We start from the raw sequence: 19486 nt of genomic DNA, 5'->3' as shown, positions 1-19486 counted from the left end.
TTGATCGATGCCGACTGATTGAGGATCACATGTCGTCCTACTTCACCGACCTGGCCCAGCAGTACATCGGCGGCGAGTGGCGCCCGGGCTCCGGCTCCTGGGACATCATCGACTTCAACCCGTACGACGACGCGAAGCTCGCGTCGATCACCATCGCCACGGTCGACGAGGTGGACGAGGCCTACCGGGCAGCCCAGGCGGCCCAGAAGGAATGGGCCGAGGTCAACGCCTATGCGCGTCGCGCGGTCTTCGAGAAGGCCCTGAAGGTCATCGAGGAGCGCGAGCAGGAGATCACCGAGGTGATCATCGCGGAACTCGGCGGCACGTACCTGAAGGCGGGGTTCGAACTGCACCTCGCCAAGGAGTTCCTGCGCGAATCGATTCAGCTGGTGCTGCGCCCCGAGGGCAGAATCCTTCCGTCGCCGATCGACGGCAAGGAGAACCGCCTCTACCGCGTACCGGTCGGCGTCGTGGGCGTCATCAGCCCCTTCAACTTCCCCTTCCTGCTCTCCGTCAAGTCGGTGGCCCCCGCCCTCGCCCTCGGCAACGGCGTGGTGCTGAAGCCGCACCAGAACACACCCATCGCCGGTGGCACCCTGGTCGCGAAGATCTTCGAGGAGGCCGGCCTGCCCGGCGGGCTGCTCAACGTCGTCGTCACCGACATCGCCGAGATAGGCGACGCCTTCATCGAGCACCCCGTCCCGAAGATGATCTCCTTCACCGGCTCCGACAAGGTCGGCCGTCACGTCGCCACCGTCGCCGCCGCGAACTTCAAGCGGACCGTCCTCGAACTGGGCGGCAACAGCGCCCTGGTGGTCCTGGACGACGCGGATGTCGACTACGCCGTCGACGCGGCCGTCTTCTCGCGCTTCGTCCACCAGGGTCAGGTCTGCATGGCCGCCAACCGCGTCCTGGTCGACCGCTCGGTGCAGGCCGAGTTCACCGAGAAGTTCGTGGCCAAGGTGACGTCCCTGAAGGTCGGCGACCCGAGCGACCCGAGCACGGTCATCGGCCCGGTCATCAACTCCTCCCAGGCGGACGCCCTCAAGTCCGTCGTCGAGCAGGCACTCGCCGAGGGCGCCACCGCGCTCGTGCACGGCTCCACGACCGCGAACCTGGTCGAGCCGTCCGTCCTCACCGACGTCCCCGCCGGCTCCGCCCTCCTCCAGCAGGAGGTCTTCGGCCCCGTCGTCTTCCTCATCCCCTTCGACGGGGAGGAGGAGGCCGTCCGCATCGTCAACGACACCCCGTACGGCCTCAGCGGCGCCGTGCACACCGGGGACATCGAGCGGGGCGTGCGCTTCGCCAAGCAGATCGACACCGGCATGTTCCACGTCAACGACGGCACCGTGCACGACGAGCCCCTCGTGCCGTTCGGCGGTGAGAAGCACTCCGGCATCGGGCGCCTCAACGGCGAGACCGCGGTGGACGCGTTCACCACCCAGAAGTGGATCTCGGTCCAGCACAAGCGGAGCTTCTTCCCCTTCTGACGGCTTTCCCCCATCTCTGAAAGCGCCGGGCCCTTGCGGACAGAACCTGACCGCAAGGGCCCGTAGTTTCGTCGTTGTCAGAGGGGCTCACCGGAGCCCCCGGCCCGACGAGAGGCAGACGGTCATGGTCATGCACGTGCGCGCGGAGGAGACGGTCGACGAGCGCGGGGCGCTGCTCGCCTTCCTGGCGGAACAGCGCGGCGGCCTCCGCCGTTCGGTGCTCGGACTCACCGACGAGCAGGCCTCCAGCCGGCCGAGCGCCAGCGAACTCTCCCTCGCCGGGCTCCTCAAGCACGTGGCCGAAGTCGAGCAGTGGTGGGTCGCCAAGGCCAGGGGCGAGGAGCCGGCCGTCCGGCGGGACCAGTCGAACTGGCACGAGTGCTTCACCCTCGTCCGCGACGAGACCGTGGAGTCGCAGCTCGCGTACTGGGAGAAGGTCGCCGCCGAGACGGAGTCCTTCCTGCGTACGGTGCCCAGCCTCGACGACACCTTCGAACTGCCGAACGAACCGTGGTTCCCGCCGAACGAGCGGGTCTCCATGCGCTGGCTGGCCCTCCACCTCATCCGCGAGACCGCCCGGCACGCCGGTCACGCCGACGTCATCCGCGAGTCGCTGGACGGCGCCACCGCCTTCGAGCTGGTGGCGAAGGCGCAGGGTGCGAACGGGGGGTGACGTCCGGTGGTTCTACGCTGGGCCCATGTCAGCGATCCGTCTTCTCGTGCTCGGCGCGGTGCGCCAGCACGGGCGGGCCCACGGCTACCAGGTGCGCAACGACCTGGAGTACTGGGGCGCGCACGAGTGGTCCAACGCCAAGCCCGGCTCGATCTACCACGCCCTGAAGCAGATGGCGAAACAGGGACTGCTGGTCGCACACGAGACCGCCCCCTCCACGGCCGGCGGGCCGCCCCGCACGGAGTACACGATCACCGACGTCGGCACCGAGGAGTTCTTCGCGCTGCTGCGGGAGTCCCTCGCCACCTACCACCAGAAGCCGGACGTGCTCTCGGCCGGGCTCGGCTTCATGGTCGACCTCGACCGCGCGGAGGTGCTCGGCCTCCTGGAGGAGCGGGTCAAGGCCATCGGTGCCTGGCGCGAGGGCATCACCGAGTACTACGCGCCCGAGCAGGGCCCGGCCCAGTTCGGGCACATCGGCGAGATCATGAACTTCTGGCTCGACTCCGCCGACAGCGGCGCCGCGTGGACCCGCAGCCTCATCGAGCGCATCCGCGCCGGCGCCTACACCTTCGCGGGGGAGGGTGAGCCGTTCGTCGGCGTCCTCGCGGAGGGCCAGGACAACCCGTACGCGACGGGGGAGCGGCACCCGGGGGACGACCGCTAATCAAGTTTGACCACCCGACTTCACAAGGGTTACGGTCGTGGCCGTAGTCAACTTTGACTACCTGAGGGGGTGTGAACGGTGAGGCGGACATCGACCGACAGGGAGGTCCCGATGGCGGCGGACGCGGCGATCACTGTCGAAGGGGCGCGCAAGAGGTACGGCGGCAGGAGCGGCAAGGACGACAGGAGGAACGAGGGCGGCAAGGGCGGCAAGGTGGCCCTCGACGGACTGGACCTCCACGTGGCGCGCGGCACCGTGCACGGAGTGCTCGGGCCCAACGGCGCGGGCAAGACGACCCTGGTCAGGATCCTGGCGACCCTGCTGCGGCCCGACGCCGGCCGGGTCGAGGTCGCGGGGCACGACGTGGTGGCGCACGCACGGGAGGTGCGCTCCCGCATCGGCCTGCTCGGCCAGCACGCCGCGCTCGACGAGGAGCTCGGCGGCCGGCAGAACCTGGAGATGTTCGGCCGCCTCTACCACCTGGGCGCCCGCCCCGCGCGCGTACGGGCCGACGAACTCCTGGAGCGGTTCGGCCTCGGCGACACCGGCCGCAAGGCCGTCAAGCAGTACAGCGGCGGCATGCGGCGCCGCCTCGACCTCGCCGCGTCCCTGATCACCGAACCGGAGGTGCTCTTCCTGGACGAGCCGACGACCGGCCTCGACCCTCGCGGCCGCACCGAGGTCTGGGACTCCGTCCGCTCCCTGGTCGGCGGCGGTACGACGGTCCTGCTCACCACCCAGTACCTGGAGGAGGCCGACCAACTCGCCGACCGGATCTCCGTGGTCGACGGCGGCCGGGTCGTCGCCGACGGCACGGCGGACGAGCTGAAGCGCCTGACCGGCGGCGACCGCATCGACATCGTCCTGCGCGAAGCCGATCAACTGGGCGCCGCCGCAGCTCTGTTGCCGGCCCCCGAGGACGACATCACGCTCGACGCCGACCGCCGCCGGCTCAGCGCCCCGGTCACCGACCGCATGACGGCCCTCACCACGGTCGTGCGCGCCCTCGCGGACGCCGGTATCGAGGCCGAGGACATCGCCCTGCGCCGCCCGACCCTGGACGAGGTGTTCCTGCACCTCACCGGGGACGACCGTACGAAGGAGGCCGTACGCGCATGACCACGACGACGGCGACGACAGCGACAACCGCGCACACGGGTGTGGGCAGGCACGCCCTGACCGACTCCTGGACCATGACCCGCCGCGAACTCGCCCACTGGGCACGGCAACCGGTGCAGATGCTGGTCGGGCTGGTCTTCCCGGTGATGCTGCTGCTGATGTTCGGCTATCTGATCGGCGGCGGCCGCGGGGTGACCGGCGACTACCTCGACTACCTGGTCCCCGGCATGCTCGCGCTCACCATGGCCTTCGGCCTGGAGGGCACGATGCTCGCCGTCACCCAGGACCTCAACAAGGGGGTGATCGACCGGTTCCGTTCGATGCCGATGGCCAACGGGGCGGTCCTGGTGGGCCGTTCGGTCGCGGACATGCTCCAGTCGGCGGTGGGCCTGGCCGTCCTCATGGCCGTCGCCCTCGCCCTCGGCTGGCGCGCGCACGGCGGCCCCGCGGCCTTCCTCGGGGCGGTCGGTCTGCTGCTGCTCTTCCGCTTCGCGATGCTGTGGATCGGCATCCACCTGGCGATGCTGGCCGGCCGGCCCGAACTCCTCACCGCCGTACAGATCCTCGTCTGGCCGGTCGGCTTCCTCTCCAACGCCCTCGCCACGCCCGCCTCCATGCCCGACTGGCTCGGCACGGTCGTCGACTGGAACCCGATGTCCCACACGGCGACGGCCGTACGCCACCTCTTCGGCACCCCGGGCGCCGAAGCCCCCCACCTCTGGACGGCGATCGCCTGGCCCTTGGCCCTCCTGGCGGTCTTCTTCCCCTTGGCGGTACGCAGGTTCGCCCGCCTGAGCAAGTGATCGCACGGACCGAAAAGGCAGGGGCGTAGCCCCGCCTTTTCAGGGGCGCGGGGAACTGCGCGACCAGCCCCCACCGGACGGACGTCTGGGGGTCGAAGGGGCGTAGCCCCTGGAGGACGGGACGGGTACGGGACGGGTAGGGGCGGCGGGGGCGAGAATCCCGGCCGCACCACCCCGTGGCCCTAGGGCGTGTTTCGGAAGTCCCTTCTGCTCTGCGTCGCCCGGCACGCTCCCCCGGTCTCGGCTGGCGCTCGACCGGGAGGTACCCCCACCGCCGCACCGGACGAAAGGCCAAGTACACCCAGTACGAGGCCTTTCGTCCGGCGCGCCGAGAGCACGCACCGGACGCCGCAGAGCCGCCCTTCGGGCGACGAAGGGACTTCCGAAACACCCCCTAGTGGTGAAACCCCGTCGCCGCCCCCTTGTCCCGCACCGCCGGCCCCGACTGCCGCCGAAGCTCGGGCAGCAGCTGCCCCAGATCCTCCAGGAACAGCTCCGCGAGATCGGTCGTGAACCCGTTCCGGCACACCACCCGCAGCACGGACAGGTCCTCCCGGTTCTCCGGGAACGTGTACGCGGGCACCAGCCACCCCTTCTCCCGCATCCGCCGCGCCACGTCGAAGACGTCGAACGCGGTGACCCCCTCCTCCGTCGTGAAGGCGAACACCGGCAACTCGTCACCCCGGGTCAGCAGCCGGAAGTCCCCGAACTTCGCCACCTCCTCCGCGAGCCCGGTCGCCACGTCCCGCGTCGACCGCTGCACGGCCCGGTACCCCTCCCGCCCGAGCCGCAGGAACGTGTAGTACTGCGCCACGACCTGCGCCCCCGGCCGGGAGAAGTTCAGCGCGAACGTGGGCATGTCCCCGCCCAGGTAGTTCACCCGGAACACCAGCTCCTCCGGCAGCTCGGCGGCGGAGCGCCAGAGCGCCCAGCCCACCCCCGGATACACCAGCCCGTACTTGTGCCCGGAGGTGTTGATCGACGACACCCGGGGCAGCCGGAAGTCCCAGACCAGCTCCTCGTCGAGGAAGGGGGCGACCATGGCCCCGGACGCCCCGTCGACATGTACGGGCACATCCAGACCGGTACGTTCCTGGAGGTCGTCGAGGGCCGCGCACAGCTCGGCGATCGGCTCGTACGACCCGTCGAAGGTGGAACCGAGCACGCCCACCACCCCGATCGTGTTCTCGTCGCACAGCGCCGCGGCCGCCGCCGGATCGAGATGGAACCGGTCGCCCTCCATGGGCACCTGCCGCGCCTCCACCTCCCAGAAGTTGCAGAACTTGTCCCAGCAGACCTGGACGTTGACCCCCATGACCAGGTTGGGCCGGGCGCCCGCCGACGGGTAGCGGTCGGCGTTCCGGTTCGCCCACCGCCGCTTGAGGGCCATCCCGGCGAGCATGCACGCCTCGCTGGACCCGGTGGTCGAGCAGCCGACGGCGGCGGCCGGGTCCGGCGCGTTCCACAGGTCGGCGAGCATCGCCACGCACCGCCGCTCCAGCTCGGCCGTGCGCGGGTACTCGTCCTTGTCGATCATGTTCTTGTCCCGGCACTCGCTCATCAGCACCCCCGCCTGGGGCTCCATCCAGGTGGTGACGAAGGTGGCGAGGTTCAGCCGTGAGTTCCCGTCCAGCATGAGCTCGTCGTGGACGAGCTGGTACGCCGTGGAGGGGGGCAGCGGCGCCTCGGGCAGCCGGTGCTTGGGCGGGGCCTCCGTCATGCCGCCCACCGGGTTGGCCTGGCCGTAGAAGGGGTTCACGGCGAGCCGGTGCCCGTCGTGCCGGTCGCGCCCGGCGTCCTGCGGGGCGTCGCTGTCCCATCGGTGCAGTGGCATGCCTTCGACGGTAGGTCCCCTGCCGGGGACGCGCACCTCACAGATGCGCGGAAGGGGTGCGGGTGGGCTGTGAGGATGATGTGTCGGTCGTATCGTCCGTCCATTACGCTGCCGAACGCACACCACGTATGACAGGACGCATGCCAAGACGTACGACAAGAGCGAACAGAGCAGGTGGAGTTGAGCGTCCCGCGCACCCACGTGCGTGACCGGGGAGGGACGGCGCAGTTGCCCACCCTTGACTATCTGATCAATGAGCGGCAGCAGCTGCGGCTGAGGTTCCTCCAGCCGGGCCACGCCTCCCGCCACGGCGCGACCCGGGTCACCGAGGTCGTCGCCAGGCCGCTGACCGAGGCTCCGCACACGCTCGGCGACCTCGCGGCCGACACCCCGTTCGAGGACGGGACGCTCTTCCTGGTCACCATGGACACGCCCCGGCCGACCCCGGCCCACCTGCGCGCGCTCGACCACCTGATCCGGCTCCTGGACCGGCGCAAGGCGGCCGGCCTGGTGATCGGCACCCCTGGGCACGACCTGCGCACCCTCCCCGACGCCACCCTCACCGCCGCGAACCGCCTGGAACTGCCCCTGCTGGCGACCTCCGCCGAGACCACCGCCTGGGCCCACGTCAACGAGGACCTGCGGCTGCGGCGCGCCCAGTTCGCGGAGCGCCAGGTCCAGCACCTCGACGGCCTCCTCAACCGGCTCCCGGCCCGTCTCGCCGACCCCACGGCCGCGCGGCGCATCGCCGACTGGCTCTCGGTGGCCCTGGACGCCGAGGTCCTCGTCAGCTCGGCCCGGCGCGGCGTCCTCGCGGCGGCGCCCGACAGCGCGCCCGCCGGCCTGGCCCACGCCGTCATCACCAGCGCGCACGGCGCACGCGAGGCGCACGACGGCGCCATGCACACCCGGATCGTGTCGATCTCCCCAGGCTCCCCGGGCTCCCTAGGCTCCCCAGGCTCCCCAGGCTCCCCGGGCTTCCCGGGCGGCGACGACGAGGTCCGGCTGGCCATCGCCACCCACGAACCCTTCGACCGCGCGGCCACGGCCCTGATCCAGCACGCGGCGAAGCTCCTCGGACTGTGCGACCAGGCCCGCCGCGAGCAGCTGGCCAGGACCCGCACCCCGCGGGCGGTGCGGCACGCCGCGTTCCAGCTGCTCATGCGCGGAGAAACGGTTCTGGCACAGGTGGTCTACACGGGCGCCGCACAGGCCCTGCTGGACACCGACACCGCCCGCGTCTTCGTCGTCGACACCGGACCACAGGAGCGCGAGGCCACCCTCATCTGGTGCGAGCGAACCCTGGCCGAGCAGGCGATCGTGGCCCCGTGCCCGGGCAAGCCGAAGCACATCCTCATCCTTGACCCCGCCCGCGAGGGCGACCGGGTCGAGTCGGTCCTCAAGGAGATGATCGCCGCCCGCGAGGGCCATCTCATGGGCCAGAGCCGACCGCACGCGCTCGCCGAGACCGCGGTCGGCTATCTGGAGGCCCTGACGGCGGTCGGCGACGCGGCGGGCACCCCGCACCGCGTCCGGCTGGGCGGCTCCAAGGCCAAGTTCGCCCCCCTGCTGCCCAGACGGGAGGCGAAGGCCTGGGCGGCGGCCCTGATGGCCCCGCTCCTGGACGACTTCCCCGGCCGCGGCGACGAGCGGAAGCTGCTGCTGGAGACCCTCCCGACCGCCCTCAGCTTCAAGCACACGGAGGCCGCCGGCGGCCTCGGCGTCCACCGCAACACGGTCACGCAGCGTCTCAACCGGGCCGGGAAGATCCTCTCCCTGGACCTCCGGGGCTCCGCCAACGACCGCGTCCTGACGCTGCTCGCCCTCGACATCCTCGCCCTGCCGGACCCCGACCCTGGCCCGGACCTGGACCTGGACGCGCCCCCGGGGACCGACACCCCTGCCTCACCGCACCCGGACACCCCCGCCACGCCACCCGACTTCGCGGCGCTGATGGCGGCCGCGGCCGAGGACTGCGGCACCGCCGCCTGGGCGGAGGAGCGCCTGCGCCCTGTACGGGCGGATCAGCGCGACCTCGTCGAGACCCTCTGCGTCTGGCTGGAGAACAACCTCAGCACCAGGGAGACCGCCCGCGCCCTCGGCCTCTCCGAGGCCACCGTCCGCAACCACACCCGGGACGCGGCGGGCGTGCTCGGCATGGACTTCTCCACCAAGATGGTCGGCATCACCGACACCGACGTGGTGACCGTGGCCGACATCGCCCTCGCCCTGCACGTGCTCCTGGGCCGCCCGGCCCTGACCCAGCCGCCCCGCGGCTCCTGAGCGACCGGCCCCCGGCACGACCGGCGCCTAAGACCGAAACCCGCGCACGTCCCCAAACACGTGCGCGGGTTGCCCAGGGGATCCTCACGCCGGTACGGGCGCCCGCCACAGGACGAGTTGGGCGCCCTCGGCGCCGGCGCGCGGGTGGTGCACATGGTGCGCCGGGCGCATCCACAGCCGGCCCGCCCGGTGCTCCGTCCCGTCCTCGTCGATGATGCTGCCCGCGACGATGTGGGCGGCCTCGGCGAAGTCCCCGTGCACACAGGCCTGGCTCGGCGCGTTCGGCGGCCACACCACGAGATGGGCGGTGAGCCCGGCGTCGTCGCCCGCGAAGAGGGGCACGATCGTCAGACGGTCGCGGTCCACACCTTCCAGCGCCGTGCCGAGGTCGGCGAACGAGGTGTCCCTCTTGTCGGTCTGGTTCAAGACAGTCCCTCCGCTGGGAACTACGGGGTCGGAGGAGGCGACGGCGGCCGTCGACGGAACGCCTGGCCCGCACCCCCGTGACGGGCCGGGCGTTCTCGTCCGCGGACACCGCGCGGGCGGTGGCCTGCGTCGTCCGGTACCACCTGGGGAGGAAGGCCCCGGACGACGCGCGCTCAGCGTAGGAAGTGCGCCGGGCCGCGAGCCATTGCACAAGTGCACGGTCCACGCGCCCCGGCTTCGCGTTGTGCACAGTGAGCCGCGTGTGACGTGTCGCCAGTGCGTTTCACCAGCCCCGAGCCTTGCGGAAGTGCACGGTCCGCTACGGCCCGGCGCTGACCGCCGGAGGGCCACTGCCCGGCCCCGGCGGTCGGTGAGCACAAAGAACTTGCACCTAACGTCACGTGAGGACCGAGCCTGGAACACGACCGACAAAGGAGCGGAAGCCATGAGCCACACCGTGGGACAGGTCGCGGGCTACGCCGGGATCACGGTGCGCACGCTGCACCACTACGACGAGATCGGCCTCCTCGTACCGAGCGAGCGCACCCACGCGGGCCACCGCCGCTACGCCGACGACGACCTCGACCGGCTCCAGCGGATCCTGTTCTACCGGGAGCTCGGCTTCCCCCTCGACGAGGTCGCGACCCTGCTCGACGACCCGGATGCGGACCCGCGGGCGCACCTGCGCCGCCAGCACGAACTGCTGACCGCCCGGATCGAGAAGCTGCGGAAGATGGCCGCGGCCGTGGAACACGCCATGGAGGCACGCAGGATGGGCATCAACCTCACCCCCGAGGAACGGTTCGAGGTCTTCGGCGACAAGGATCCCGAGCAGTACGCGGAGGAGGCGGAACAGCGCTGGGGCGGCACGGAGGCGTACGCCGAGTCGCAGCGCCGCACCGCCGCCTACACCAAGGAGGACTGGAAGCGCATGCAGGCCGAGGCGGCCGCCTGGGGCGCGCGCTACGACGCCCTGATGGCCGCCGGCGAGGAGCCGACCGGCGAGGCGGCCATGAACATGGCCGAGGAGCACCGGCAGCACATCGTCACCTGGTTCTACGACTGCCCGTACGAGATGCACCAGGGCCTCGGCGAGATGTACGTCTCCGACGAGCGCTTCACGGCGTTCTACGACGCGATGCGCCCGGGACTCGCCGAACACCTGCGGGACGCGATCAACGCGAACGCGGCCCGCAAGCGCCCCTGACCGCGCCTCCGCCCGCCCCGCTGACCACACGGCTTGGTCTCAGTGCGGCCACAGGGCACTCTGGGGGAACCCGTGGAACCTAGTGGGGTGACCGTGCGTTGATAGCTTTGGTCACCCCTATGGGTCCCACCGCCTGTGCGACCCGCCGTCGTGGGTCCCCGCCCACAGGCGTTCCCTCTTCCTCACCCCCCAGGAGCCCGGAACCGTGCAGACGATCGCCCTCGGACCGAGCTGGCTGGATCCGGACTACCTGCTCAATTCGTTCGGCATCTGGGGCCTGCTCCTGATCGTGTTCGCCGAGTCCGGCCTGTTCTTCGGGTTCTTCCTGCCCGGTGACTCGCTGCTCTTCACGGCCGGCCTGCTGATCACCACCGATCAGCTGGACTTCCCGCTCTGGCTGGCGATCGTGCTGATCTGCGTCTCGGCCATCCTGGGCGACCAGGTGGGGTACATGTTCGGCAAGAAGGTCGGCCCCGCCCTCTTCAACCGCCCCGACTCCCGCTTCTTCAAGCAGGAGAACGTCACCAAGGCCCACGAGTTCTTCGAGAAGCACGGTCCGAAGTCCCTGATCCTGGCCCGCTTCGTGCCCATCGTGCGGACGTTCACGCCGATCATCGCGGGCGTCAGCGGCATGCGGTACCGCACGTTCATCGTCTTCAACATCGTCGGCGCCATCCTCTGGGGCGCGGGTGTCACGCTCCTCGGCTCCTGGCTCGGTCAGATCGAGTTCGTGCACAAGAACATCGAGGCGATGCTCATCCTCATCGTCCTCATCTCGGTGCTCCCGATCATCTTCGAGCTCCTCAAGGCGAGGAAGGCGAAGAAGAACCAGCCCCAGCAGGCCCCGCAGCAGCACTCCGCCGCCGCCCCGGTCATGGACGACGCGACGACCCAGCTCCGCCGCATCCCGTCGACCGACCAGCCCCGGCAGCCGTCGTACGACCAGAACCAGGGCTACGGCAACCAGGCGCACGACCACCAGGGTTACGGCCACCAGGGCCACCACGGCCATCAGCAGCAGGGCTACCAGGAGAACTACGGCTACCAGCAGCCCCCGCAGCAGCCCTACGCCCCGCAGTACCCGCAGGGCGGTCAGTACCCCCAGAACCGGAACCAGCAGGGCTACCAGGGCCAAGACCACCCCCGGTACTGACAACCACGGTCCCGCGCCCCGCTTTCAAGGGGCGCGGGACCGTGTCCATGTGCGGCTCCGCCGCGTGGGCGCGATCAGTCACCATCGACCCGCAGCCGCCAACACCCAGCAGACCCCGAGCTATTAGGCACCGGCGCTAGGGCGTGTTTCGGAAGTCCCTTCGTCGCCCGAAGGGCGGCTCTGCGGCGTCCGGTGCGGCGAGAGTGCGTGCCGGGCGTCGCAGAGCAGAAGGGACTTCCGAAACACGCCCTAGAACCCCCGCGTCCGCTTCGCCGCCTTGCGGCCCGCCCGCGCGGCCCCCGGCAGGAACAACCGGAACAGCTCGGATCCCAGGTTCACCCCGATCGCGATGGCCATGGCCAACGCCGCGGCCTTGGTGAGCGACACCAACCCCGCGTCCACATCGTTCTGCGCGAAGGCCAACAACCCGAAATACGTGGCCGACCCCGGCAACAGGGGACCGATCGCCGCGGTCGTATAGGGCAGCGCGGAAGCGAACCGGTACCGCGACAGCAACTGTCCGAACAGCCCCACCAGCCCCGCCGCCACGGCGGTGGAGGCCACCGGTGAGATCCCGCCCGCCTCGTGCATGGCCCCGTACACCGCCCAGGCCACCCCGCCGTTGAGGGTCACCGCCAGCACGGTGGATCGTTCCTGCTGAAGCAGCAGGGCGAACGTCAACGACAGCAGCATCGACGCCCCGAGCTGCAACAGCGGCCGGTCCGCGCTGCCGAGCGCCGCGTCCGGGTTCAGCTCGGCGCCCAGCTTCACACCGAAGTACAGAACCAGCAGCACCCCCACCACGATGCCCACGAAGAGGTACATGACCTCCAGGAGCCGCGCGGAGGCGGTGATGTAGAAGCCGGTCAGCCCGTCCTGCACACCCGCCACGAGCGCCCGCCCGGGCAGCAGCGCGAACAGCCCACCGGTGATGACGGCGGACGCCTTCACGTCCACGTGCGCCACGGTCAGCGCCACCCCGATCGCCGCCGGGGGCATCGCGGCCACCAGGAACTGGTAGAACTCCGGCAGCCCGCGCCCGGAGCACAGCCACGCCAGCCGGTCGCCGAGCATCGCGCCGAGCGCCGCCGCCACGAACACGACGACGCCACCGCCGACCAGCACGGACGCGGCCCCCGCCAGCAATCCGCTCGCCAGGGTCAGCGTCCAGCCGGGATACGGGTGCCGGTTGCGCCGTATCTCCGCCAGCCGCCGGTACGCCTCCTCCAGCGAGATCGCGGTCTCCGGGTCGCTGAGGTCGTCCACCAGCCGGAAGACGGCCGCGAGCCGGTTGTAGTCGGTGGCCCGGCGCCGGACGATCCTCGACGCCGTGACCGGGTCGTCCACCAGCGACGGCTGGTAGGTGACCGACAGCTGGGTGAAGGTCACCGTCGGCTCGCAGCGGTCGAGGCCGTAGGACCGGCACACGGCGAACATCGCCGCCTCCACGTCCTCCGCGCCCTCGCCGCCCGCCAGCAGCAGCTCGCCAATCCTCAGGGTGAGGTCGAGCACACGGGGCACGGCGGGCCCCGTGTCGCCCTCCGCGCGCGCCGACGGCTCCGGCGCGGGCCGCTCCGCCACCGGCATCCGCAGCATCGTGCGCATCCGGTCCTGCCAGGGCACGTCCTTGGTCAGACTGACGGTCGGGATCCCGCCGGCCGGTGTGAACGCGACCGGCGCGTGCCGCGTGCTGTAGGTCCGCGGCACGCTGAACGCGGACCCCTCGTGCTCGTCCGGGACCCCCTCGGGCGGCGCCAGCCCCTCCGGCAGCGCGAACTCGGAGGTCGTCTGCGCCTCGGCCTCCGCTCCCGCGGGCGGCACGTCCAGCCCCGCCGGGATCGCGAACTCCGAGGTCACCGACGCGTCCCCGTCGATCCCCAGCGTGAACCCCACCGGCGCGAAGGCACTGCCCGCCTCGTCCGACACCGGCTTGCGGTCCTCCACCGGCCCGCCGTCCCCGGACTCCGTCACTCCCACTCCGCCGCGCTCCCTGTACGACACCTCAGGTACGCCTCAGTATGCGCACCGGCACTCACGGATACGCGAACGGGCCACGCGGCCCCTCCTGGGGACACGCGGCCCGTTCGCGGAATCGATCGGCAAGACAGCCGAAGCTCAGGCGGGGTCAGTGACCGCCCTGCTCCTTGAAGCGCTTGTACGACTTCTCGACCTCGGCCTCGGCGTCGGCGCGGCCCACCCAGTCGGCGCCCTCGACGGACTTGCCGGGCTCCAGGTCCTTGTAGACCTCGAAGAAGTGCTGGATCTCCAGGCGGTCGAACTCCGAGACGTGGTGGATGTCACGCAGGTGCTCCTGGCGCGGGTCCGTCGCCGGGACGCACAGCAGCTTGTCGTCGCCGCCGGCCTCGTCCGTCATCCGGAACATGCCGATCGCACGGCACTTGATGAGGCAGCCCGGGAAGGTCGGCTCGTCCAGGATGACCAACGCGTCCAGCGGGTCGCCGTCCTCGCCGAGGGTGTTCTCGACGAAGCCGTAGTCGGTCGGGTAGGCGGTCGAGGTGAAGAGGCGACGGTCCAGGCGGATCCGACCGGTCTCGTGGTCCACCTCGTACTTGTTCCGCGAACCCTTCGGAATCTCGATCGTGACGTCGAACTCCACCGGTGACTCCTCCATGATCAACACATAGTTCTGGTGGTTAAGTGTCCCTCACGCAGGTGTGTGATCGCGAAAGGGGCTGGTGGTCGTGCGGGAGCCGAAGGTCTGGCGGGCCGCGAGACCGCGTGTGGTGCGGGTGGTGCACGGCGTGAAGCCGGGGATCGTGCGCGTCACACGCGCCGTGAAGCCCGGTGCCGCGCGCGTCGCACAGGCGGTGAAACCCGGCGTCGTGCGCGTCACGAGCGCCGTCACGGCACGTTCTTCGCAGCTCACGAGGAACACGAAGAAGCTCACGACCCTCCAGTTCACCGCCGGCGCGGCCACCCTGGGGCTGGTGTTCTCGGCCGGGGCGGTGGCCGCCGCCGGACCCTGGGACTCCTCCGGTCAGCGTACGGCCGAGCGCGACTGGGCGGCATCGCGCGAAGGCCAGGGTGGCGCAGATCACGGACGTAGTTCCGGTACGTCGTCCGGTACGGCGGCGGGGGCGCCCAAGCCCGCGCCGAGCGCCCCCTCCGTCCTGGCCGGCCTCGGCGGCGCCTCCGGCGCGGGCTCGGCGCCCGACTCCGCAGCCCTGGCTGCCCTCCTCGACCCGTTCCTGAAGTCCCCCGTCCTGGGCCCCCGCCGGGCGGCCTCCGTCGTCGACGTCGAGACCGGCGAGCAGCTGTACTCCCAGAACGCGGAGGAGGCCCTGACACCGGCCTCGACCACCAAGATCGCCACGGCCGTCGCGGCGCTCTCGGCGGTGGGTCCCGACCACCGCCTCCAGACCCGCACGGTCCTGGACCCCGACTCCGCCGAGGTCGTCCTCGTCGGCGGCGGCGACCCCACCCTCACCGCGCACAAGGACACCGAGGGCTACGCGAGCCTGCGCACGCTCGCCGACCGGACCGCCGACGCCCTCGACAAGCGTCACCTGAAGGAGATCACCCTCACCCACGACGTCTCCCTCTACGAGGGCCCCGAGCAGCACACCATCGGGAGGAACGGCAACCTCGCCCTCGTCGTCCCGCTGATGGTCGACGAGGCCCGCCTCGACGACTCCTCCAGCGGCAGCGCGGACCGCGACCCCGACCCGGCGGGGGACGCCACCGCCGAGTTCGCCGACCTCCTGGAGGAGCGGGGCATCAAGGTGAGGACGGAGGGCGACGCGGCGGCCCCGAAGAACGCGAAGGAACTCGCCGCGGTCTCCTCCCCGCCGCTCGCCACCCTGGTCGAGCGCATGCTCACCAACAGCGACAACGACATCGCCGAGGCCCTCGCCCGCCACGTCGCGCTCGCGACGGGCGAACAGCCGAGCTTCGAGGGCGGTGCGGCGGCCATCAAGAAGGAACTGAAGAAGCTCGAAGTGCCCCTGAAGGGCGTCGAGTTCGCGGACGGCAGCGGCCTCAGCCGGGGCAACGCGCTGACCCCGCCCTCCTCACCGCCCTGCTCGCCGAGTCGGCGGCCCCGACCACCCGAACTCCGCCCCGTCCTCACCGGTCTCCCCGTCGCCGGCTTCACCGGCACCCTGCGCACCCGCTACCCCAGCGACGCCACCGGCACCGGCATCGTCCGCGCCAAGACCGGCACCCTCAGCAACGTGAACACCCTCGCCGGCACCGTCGTAGACGCCGACGGCCGCCTCCTCGCCTTCGCCTTCCTCGCCGCGGAAACCCCTCTGGGAAACACCGACCCGGCCAAGAAGGCCCTGACGGACGCCACCTCGACCCTGGCAACCTGCGGCTGCCGGTGACGGGGAAAGGCACGGGCGCAGCCCCTGTGCTTTTTCAGGGGCGCGGGGCTGTGTCGATATGCGGCTCCGCCGCGTGGGCGCGAGAACCCCACCCACCCGCACGTACCCACCACCCCAAGGCGCCCCACACCCTACGGCCTGCCCCCAGCGGCAGGGCTCCCGTACGGTTGACAACATGACTCGTATCGGTGGTGCCGAGATGGTCGACTGGAATCTCGCGGTGGCGACCGCGACCCGGCTCGTGCGGCCGGGCCCCGAGGTGAGCCGCGACGAGGCCAGGGCCATCGTCGCCGAGCTCCGCCGACACGCGAAGGCCTCGGAGGAGCACGTCCGCGCCTTCACCCGGATGCTCCCCGACACGGCCGACGACACCCCCGTGCTCGTCGTCGACCGCCCCGGCTGGGTCCGGGCCAACGTCGCCGGCTTCCGGGAACTGCTGAAGCCGCTGCTCGACAAGATGCAGGAACGTCGCGGCAACACCCCCGGCGGGGCCGTCCTCGGCGCGGTCGGCGGCAAGGTCACCGGCGTGGAGCTGGGCATGCTCCTGTCCTTCCTGGCCTCCCGGGTCCTCGGCCAGTACGAGACCTTCGCCCCCGCGACCCGCGACCTGCCCGCAGGCGAGAACGGCGGCGGCCGACTCCTGCTCGTCGCCCCGAACATCGTCCACGTGGAGCGCGAACTCGACGTGCAGCCCCACGACTTCCGCCTCTGGGTCTGTCTGCACGAGGAGACGCACCGCACGCAGTTCACCGCCGTCCCCTGGCTGCGGGACCACCTTGAGGGTGAAATCCAGTCGTTCTTGGGGGAGACGGAGGTCGACCCCACGACTTTCCTGGAGCGCATCAGGGAGGCCGCCCAGTCACTCGCGGGTGGCCGGCCCGAGGGGGAGGTCGGCGACGACGGTCACTCGATCGTGGAATTGGTGCAGACCCCTGCCCAGCGCGAGATCCTCGGCCGGCTCACCGCCGTCATGTCCCTTCTGGAGGGCCACGCCGACTTCGTGATGGACGGCGTCGGTCCGGCCGTGGTGCCCTCGGTCGCCGAGATCCGCGAGAAGTTCCAGCAGCGCCGCGCGAAGGGCGCCTCCCGCCTGGACCAGGCGCTGCGCAAACTGCTGGGTCTGGACGCCAAGCTCAGGCAGTACAGGGACGGCGAGCGGTTCGTACGGGCGGTCGTCGAACAGGTCGGCATGGACGGCTTCAACCGCGTCTGGACCTCCCCGAACACCCTGCCGACCAAGGCGGAGATCGCCAAACCGGCGGACTGGGTCGCGCGGGTGCATCGCAAGGCGGAGTCGTGAGCCGCGCGCGAGCGTGGTGAACGTGTCCGGCCGACGGCAGGCGAACGCCCCTCCAATCACCCGTCCGAGGGACCGTGAGCGAGGGGTAGGCGTGCAATGCTCGGGGAACCGCCCGGTTCTGTCACCATCTACACACTCTGAGTGACCGAGCTCGGGCTCACCCCCGACAATTTCATGAAGGGAACCGGACATGGGTCCCCACCCCGCGGTCGCGGCGATACGCCTGGCGGTCCGCCGCGTACTCCACGACCTCCTCACCGAACACCACACGAACACCACCCCGCACGCGCCCGCCCGCGCGCTCCCGGGCGCGCCCTCCGACCCGGGCGCACCACCGGTGCCCACGCCCCCCACGGCCGTATCCCCTGCGGCTGTGCCCGTCGAGGTGAGGCGCGGCAGTTCCGCGCGCCCGGGTGCCTCCCGCCCGGGATCCGCCGCATCCGAGAGCCCGCTCGTGCTCGTGGCGTGCTCCGGCGGCGCCGACTCCATGGCGCTCGCCTCCGCCCTCGCCTTCGAGGCACCCAAGCTCGGCGTCCGCGCCGGCGGCATCACCGTCGACCACGGTCTGCAGCCCGGCTCCGACCTGCGCGCCGAGGAAGTCGCCCTGCGCCTGCGCGAACTCGGCCTGGACCCGGTCGAGTCCGTCGCCGTCACCGTCGGCCGCGACGGAGGTCCCGAGGCCGCCGCCCGGGACGCCCGCTACGCCGCCCTGGACGCCGCGGTCGAACGCCACGGGGCCGCCGCCGTCCTCCTCGGCCACACTCGCGACGATCAGGCCGAGACCGTCCTCCTCGGGCTCGCCCGAGGTTCCGGCATCCGCTCCCTGTCCGGGATGGCCGCGGTCTCGGGGGCCGACGGCCGCTACCGCCGCCCCTTCCTCCAGCTCGACCGGCAGACCGCCCGCAAGGCCTGCATGGTCCAGTCGCTGCCCGTCTGGGACGACCCGCACAACGCCGACCCCGCCTACACCCGCTCCCGGCTCCGCCACGAGGGCCTGCCCGCCCTGGAGAAGGCGCTCGGCAAGGGCGTCGTCGAGGCCCTCGCCCGTACGGCCCAGCTCTCCCGGGACGACGCCGACGCCCTCGACACCTGGGCCCGCCAGGCGGAGGCCTCCGTCCGCGACGCGGCGGGCCTGCTGGAGTGCGCCAAGCTCTACGCCCTGCCGCCCGCCGTGCGCCGCCGGATCCTGCGCCGGGCCGCCATCGAGGCCGGAGCCCCGGCGGGTTCCCTCTTCGCCCGGCACATCGAGGAGATCGACCGTCTCATCACCGGCTGGCGCGGTCAGGGAGCCATCAATCTCCCCGGCCGGGTCGTCGCCCAGCGGCAGGGTGGCAGACTGGTGATTCGGCAAGGCTGAAACCGGACGCCGACGGGGCCCGCGCGACGGGCCCCGAGCCCCCCGCAGGGGACGCGGGCGTCCGGGGCGGGCCCTGGGACGACCGAAAGTGATGCGGGTGGACGCGAAAGACATGGGCACCGACCTCAAAGAGGTGCTCATCACCAAGGAAGAGATCGACGCGAAGCTGGCCGAGCTGGCCGCGAAGATCGACACGGAGTACGCGGGCAAGGACCTGCTGATCGTCGGAGTCCTCAAGGGCGCGGTGATGGTCATGGCAGACCTCGCCCGGGCGCTGTCCACCCCGGTCACCATGGACTGGATGGCCGTGTCCTCCTACGGCGCGGGCACCCAGTCCTCGGGTGTGGTGCGGATCCTCAAGGACCTCGACACCGACATCAAGGGCAGGCACGTCCTGATCGTCGAGGACATCATCGACTCGGGTCTGACCCTGTCCTGGCTGATCTCCAACCTCGGCTCCCGCGAGCCCGAGTCCCTGAAGATCTGCACCCTGCTGCGTAAGCCCGACGCCGCCAAGGTCGCCATCGACGTGGAATGGGTCGGCTTCGACATCCCCAACGAGTTCGTCGTGGGCTACGGCCTCGACTACGCCGAGAAGTACCGCAACCTCCCGTTCGTCGGTACGCTCGCGCCCCACGTCTACGGCGGTTGAACCGATTCCGGCTCATTCCCCGTAAGACGCTCGGGAACCCCAGCGGGTTTCGCGCCGTTGGAGCATGCGAGGACGGGATTGCGAGCAGTCCCCTGCGGCTTCGGGTGACAATGCTGGGGTACCGTCCGAAGAACAGTCTTTTATCAAACTCACTATGGCAGGAGGGACGGGGCGAC

General features: G+C 71.1%; 16 protein-coding genes. 12 read left to right on the top strand and 4 right to left on the bottom strand.

Annotated elements, in window-relative coordinates; translation table 11 throughout:
• The first annotated feature begins 29 nt into the window (after nt 1–29).
• The 5 genes from E4N62_RS18155 to E4N62_RS18135 all read left to right on the top strand — a co-directional run bounded on the left by E4N62_RS18155 (nt 30) and on the right by E4N62_RS18135 (nt 4752).
• On the top strand, nt 30–1490 hold the full coding sequence (locus tag E4N62_RS18155) for an aldehyde dehydrogenase family protein (RefSeq protein ID WP_230215634.1): 1461 nt from the start codon (nt 30–32) through the stop codon (nt 1488–1490).
• A 124-nt stretch (nt 1491–1614) separates the two neighbouring features.
• Nucleotides 1615–2163 carry a DinB family protein gene (locus tag E4N62_RS18150; protein ID WP_230215633.1) on the top strand — a complete coding sequence of 183 codons (549 nt, stop codon included), beginning with the start codon at nt 1615–1617 and terminating at the stop codon, nt 2161–2163.
• 25 nt (nt 2164–2188) lie between these two features.
• A complete protein-coding gene (locus E4N62_RS18145) occupies nt 2189–2830 on the top strand; it encodes a PadR family transcriptional regulator (protein WP_230215632.1) in 642 nt (213 codons plus the stop codon).
• A gap of 111 nt (nt 2831–2941) precedes the next feature.
• Entirely contained in the window at nt 2942–3949 is a 1008-nt protein-coding gene (locus E4N62_RS18140; protein ID WP_230215631.1) for an ATP-binding cassette domain-containing protein, read from the top strand.
• Entirely contained in the window at nt 3946–4752 is an 807-nt protein-coding gene (locus tag E4N62_RS18135; RefSeq protein ID WP_230215630.1) for an ABC transporter permease, read from the top strand. Before E4N62_RS18140 ends, E4N62_RS18135 begins: the two co-directional genes overlap by 4 nt.
• Nucleotides 4753–5146: 394 nt before the next feature.
• Here the strand turns inward: E4N62_RS18135 and E4N62_RS18130 are convergent, their stop codons facing one another.
• Nucleotides 5147–6586: a glutamate decarboxylase gene (locus tag E4N62_RS18130; RefSeq protein ID WP_230215628.1), complete on the bottom strand. Its 1440-nt coding sequence runs from the start codon at nt 6584–6586 to the stop codon at nt 5147–5149.
• A gap of 228 nt (nt 6587–6814) precedes the next feature.
• Here E4N62_RS18130 and E4N62_RS18125 point away from each other — a divergent pair, with 228 nt between their 5' ends.
• Nucleotides 6815–8869, top strand: coding sequence for a helix-turn-helix domain-containing protein (locus E4N62_RS18125; RefSeq protein WP_230215626.1), 2055 nt, complete (start codon nt 6815–6817; stop codon nt 8867–8869).
• 84 nt (nt 8870–8953) lie between these two features.
• Here the strand turns inward: E4N62_RS18125 and E4N62_RS18120 are convergent, their stop codons facing one another.
• A complete protein-coding gene (locus E4N62_RS18120; RefSeq protein WP_230215624.1) occupies nt 8954–9295 on the bottom strand; it encodes a hypothetical protein in 342 nt (113 codons plus the stop codon).
• A gap of 445 nt (nt 9296–9740) precedes the next feature.
• On the opposite strand from E4N62_RS18120, the gene E4N62_RS18115 reads away from it, so the two are divergent.
• Nucleotides 9741–10502 (top strand): MerR family transcriptional regulator, encoded by a 762-nt coding sequence (locus tag E4N62_RS18115; RefSeq protein ID WP_230215622.1) that lies wholly within the window; start codon nt 9741–9743, stop codon nt 10500–10502.
• Nucleotides 10503–10707: 205 nt separating this feature from the next.
• Entirely contained in the window at nt 10708–11655 is a 948-nt protein-coding gene (locus E4N62_RS18110; RefSeq protein WP_230215620.1) for a DedA family protein, read from the top strand.
• Nucleotides 11656–11904: 249 nt separating this feature from the next.
• On the opposite strand, the gene E4N62_RS18105 is transcribed toward E4N62_RS18110, so the two are convergent.
• On the bottom strand, nt 11905–13626 hold the full coding sequence (locus tag E4N62_RS18105) for a threonine/serine exporter ThrE family protein (protein ID WP_230215619.1): 1722 nt from the start codon (nt 13624–13626) through the stop codon (nt 11905–11907).
• A 154-nt stretch (nt 13627–13780) separates the two neighbouring features.
• A complete protein-coding gene (locus E4N62_RS18100; RefSeq protein ID WP_045562613.1) occupies nt 13781–14272 on the bottom strand; it encodes an inorganic diphosphatase in 492 nt (163 codons plus the stop codon).
• A gap of 85 nt (nt 14273–14357) precedes the next feature.
• On the opposite strand from E4N62_RS18100, the gene dacB reads away from it, so the two are divergent.
• The 4 genes from dacB (at nt 14358) to hpt (ending at nt 19310) form a co-directional block, all read left to right on the top strand.
• Nucleotides 14358–16001, top strand: coding sequence for a D-alanyl-D-alanine carboxypeptidase/D-alanyl-D-alanine-endopeptidase (gene dacB, locus E4N62_RS18095; protein ID WP_374117013.1), 1644 nt, complete (start codon nt 14358–14360; stop codon nt 15999–16001).
• Between the two features lie 175 nt (nt 16002–16176).
• Nucleotides 16177–17301 (top strand): zinc-dependent metalloprotease, encoded by a 1125-nt coding sequence (locus E4N62_RS18090; RefSeq protein ID WP_230215617.1) that lies wholly within the window; start codon nt 16177–16179, stop codon nt 17299–17301.
• Nucleotides 17302–17491: 190 nt separating this feature from the next.
• The gene (gene tilS / locus E4N62_RS18085) at nt 17492–18658 is read left to right on the top strand and encodes a tRNA lysidine(34) synthetase TilS (protein WP_230215616.1); all 1167 of its coding nucleotides are present in this window, start codon (nt 17492–17494) and stop codon (nt 18656–18658) included.
• A gap of 91 nt (nt 18659–18749) precedes the next feature.
• Entirely contained in the window at nt 18750–19310 is a 561-nt protein-coding gene (gene hpt / locus E4N62_RS18080) for a hypoxanthine phosphoribosyltransferase (protein ID WP_215448309.1), read from the top strand.
• Nucleotides 19311–19486 lie beyond the last annotated feature (176 nt).

The sequence above is a fragment of the Streptomyces sp. MNU76 genome (assembly GCF_020982545.1).
Taxonomy (GTDB): Bacteria; Actinomycetota; Actinomycetes; order Streptomycetales; family Streptomycetaceae; genus Streptomyces.
This window is presented reverse-complemented; position numbering and strand designations above follow the sequence as displayed.

Coding starts and splice junctions, on each gene's coding strand:
- E4N62_RS18150 (WP_230215633.1), top strand. CDS start 1,615: ATGGTCATGCACGTGCGCGCGGAGGAGACGGTCGACGAGCGCGGGGCG.
- E4N62_RS18135 (WP_230215630.1), top strand. CDS start 3,946: ATGACCACGACGACGGCGACGACAGCGACAACCGCGCACACGGGTGTG.
- hpt (WP_215448309.1), top strand. CDS start 18,750: ATGCGGGTGGACGCGAAAGACATGGGCACCGACCTCAAAGAGGTGCTC.
- E4N62_RS18130 (WP_230215628.1), bottom strand. CDS start 6,586: ATGCCACTGCACCGATGGGACAGCGACGCCCCGCAGGACGCCGGGCGC.
- E4N62_RS18140 (WP_230215631.1), top strand. CDS start 2,942: ATGGCGGCGGACGCGGCGATCACTGTCGAAGGGGCGCGCAAGAGGTAC.
- tilS (WP_230215616.1), top strand. CDS start 17,492: ATGGGTCCCCACCCCGCGGTCGCGGCGATACGCCTGGCGGTCCGCCGC.
- E4N62_RS18145 (WP_230215632.1), top strand. CDS start 2,189: ATGTCAGCGATCCGTCTTCTCGTGCTCGGCGCGGTGCGCCAGCACGGG.
- E4N62_RS18155 (WP_230215634.1), top strand. CDS start 30: ATGTCGTCCTACTTCACCGACCTGGCCCAGCAGTACATCGGCGGCGAG.
- E4N62_RS18090 (WP_230215617.1), top strand. CDS start 16,177: ATGACTCGTATCGGTGGTGCCGAGATGGTCGACTGGAATCTCGCGGTG.
- E4N62_RS18115 (WP_230215622.1), top strand. CDS start 9,741: ATGAGCCACACCGTGGGACAGGTCGCGGGCTACGCCGGGATCACGGTG.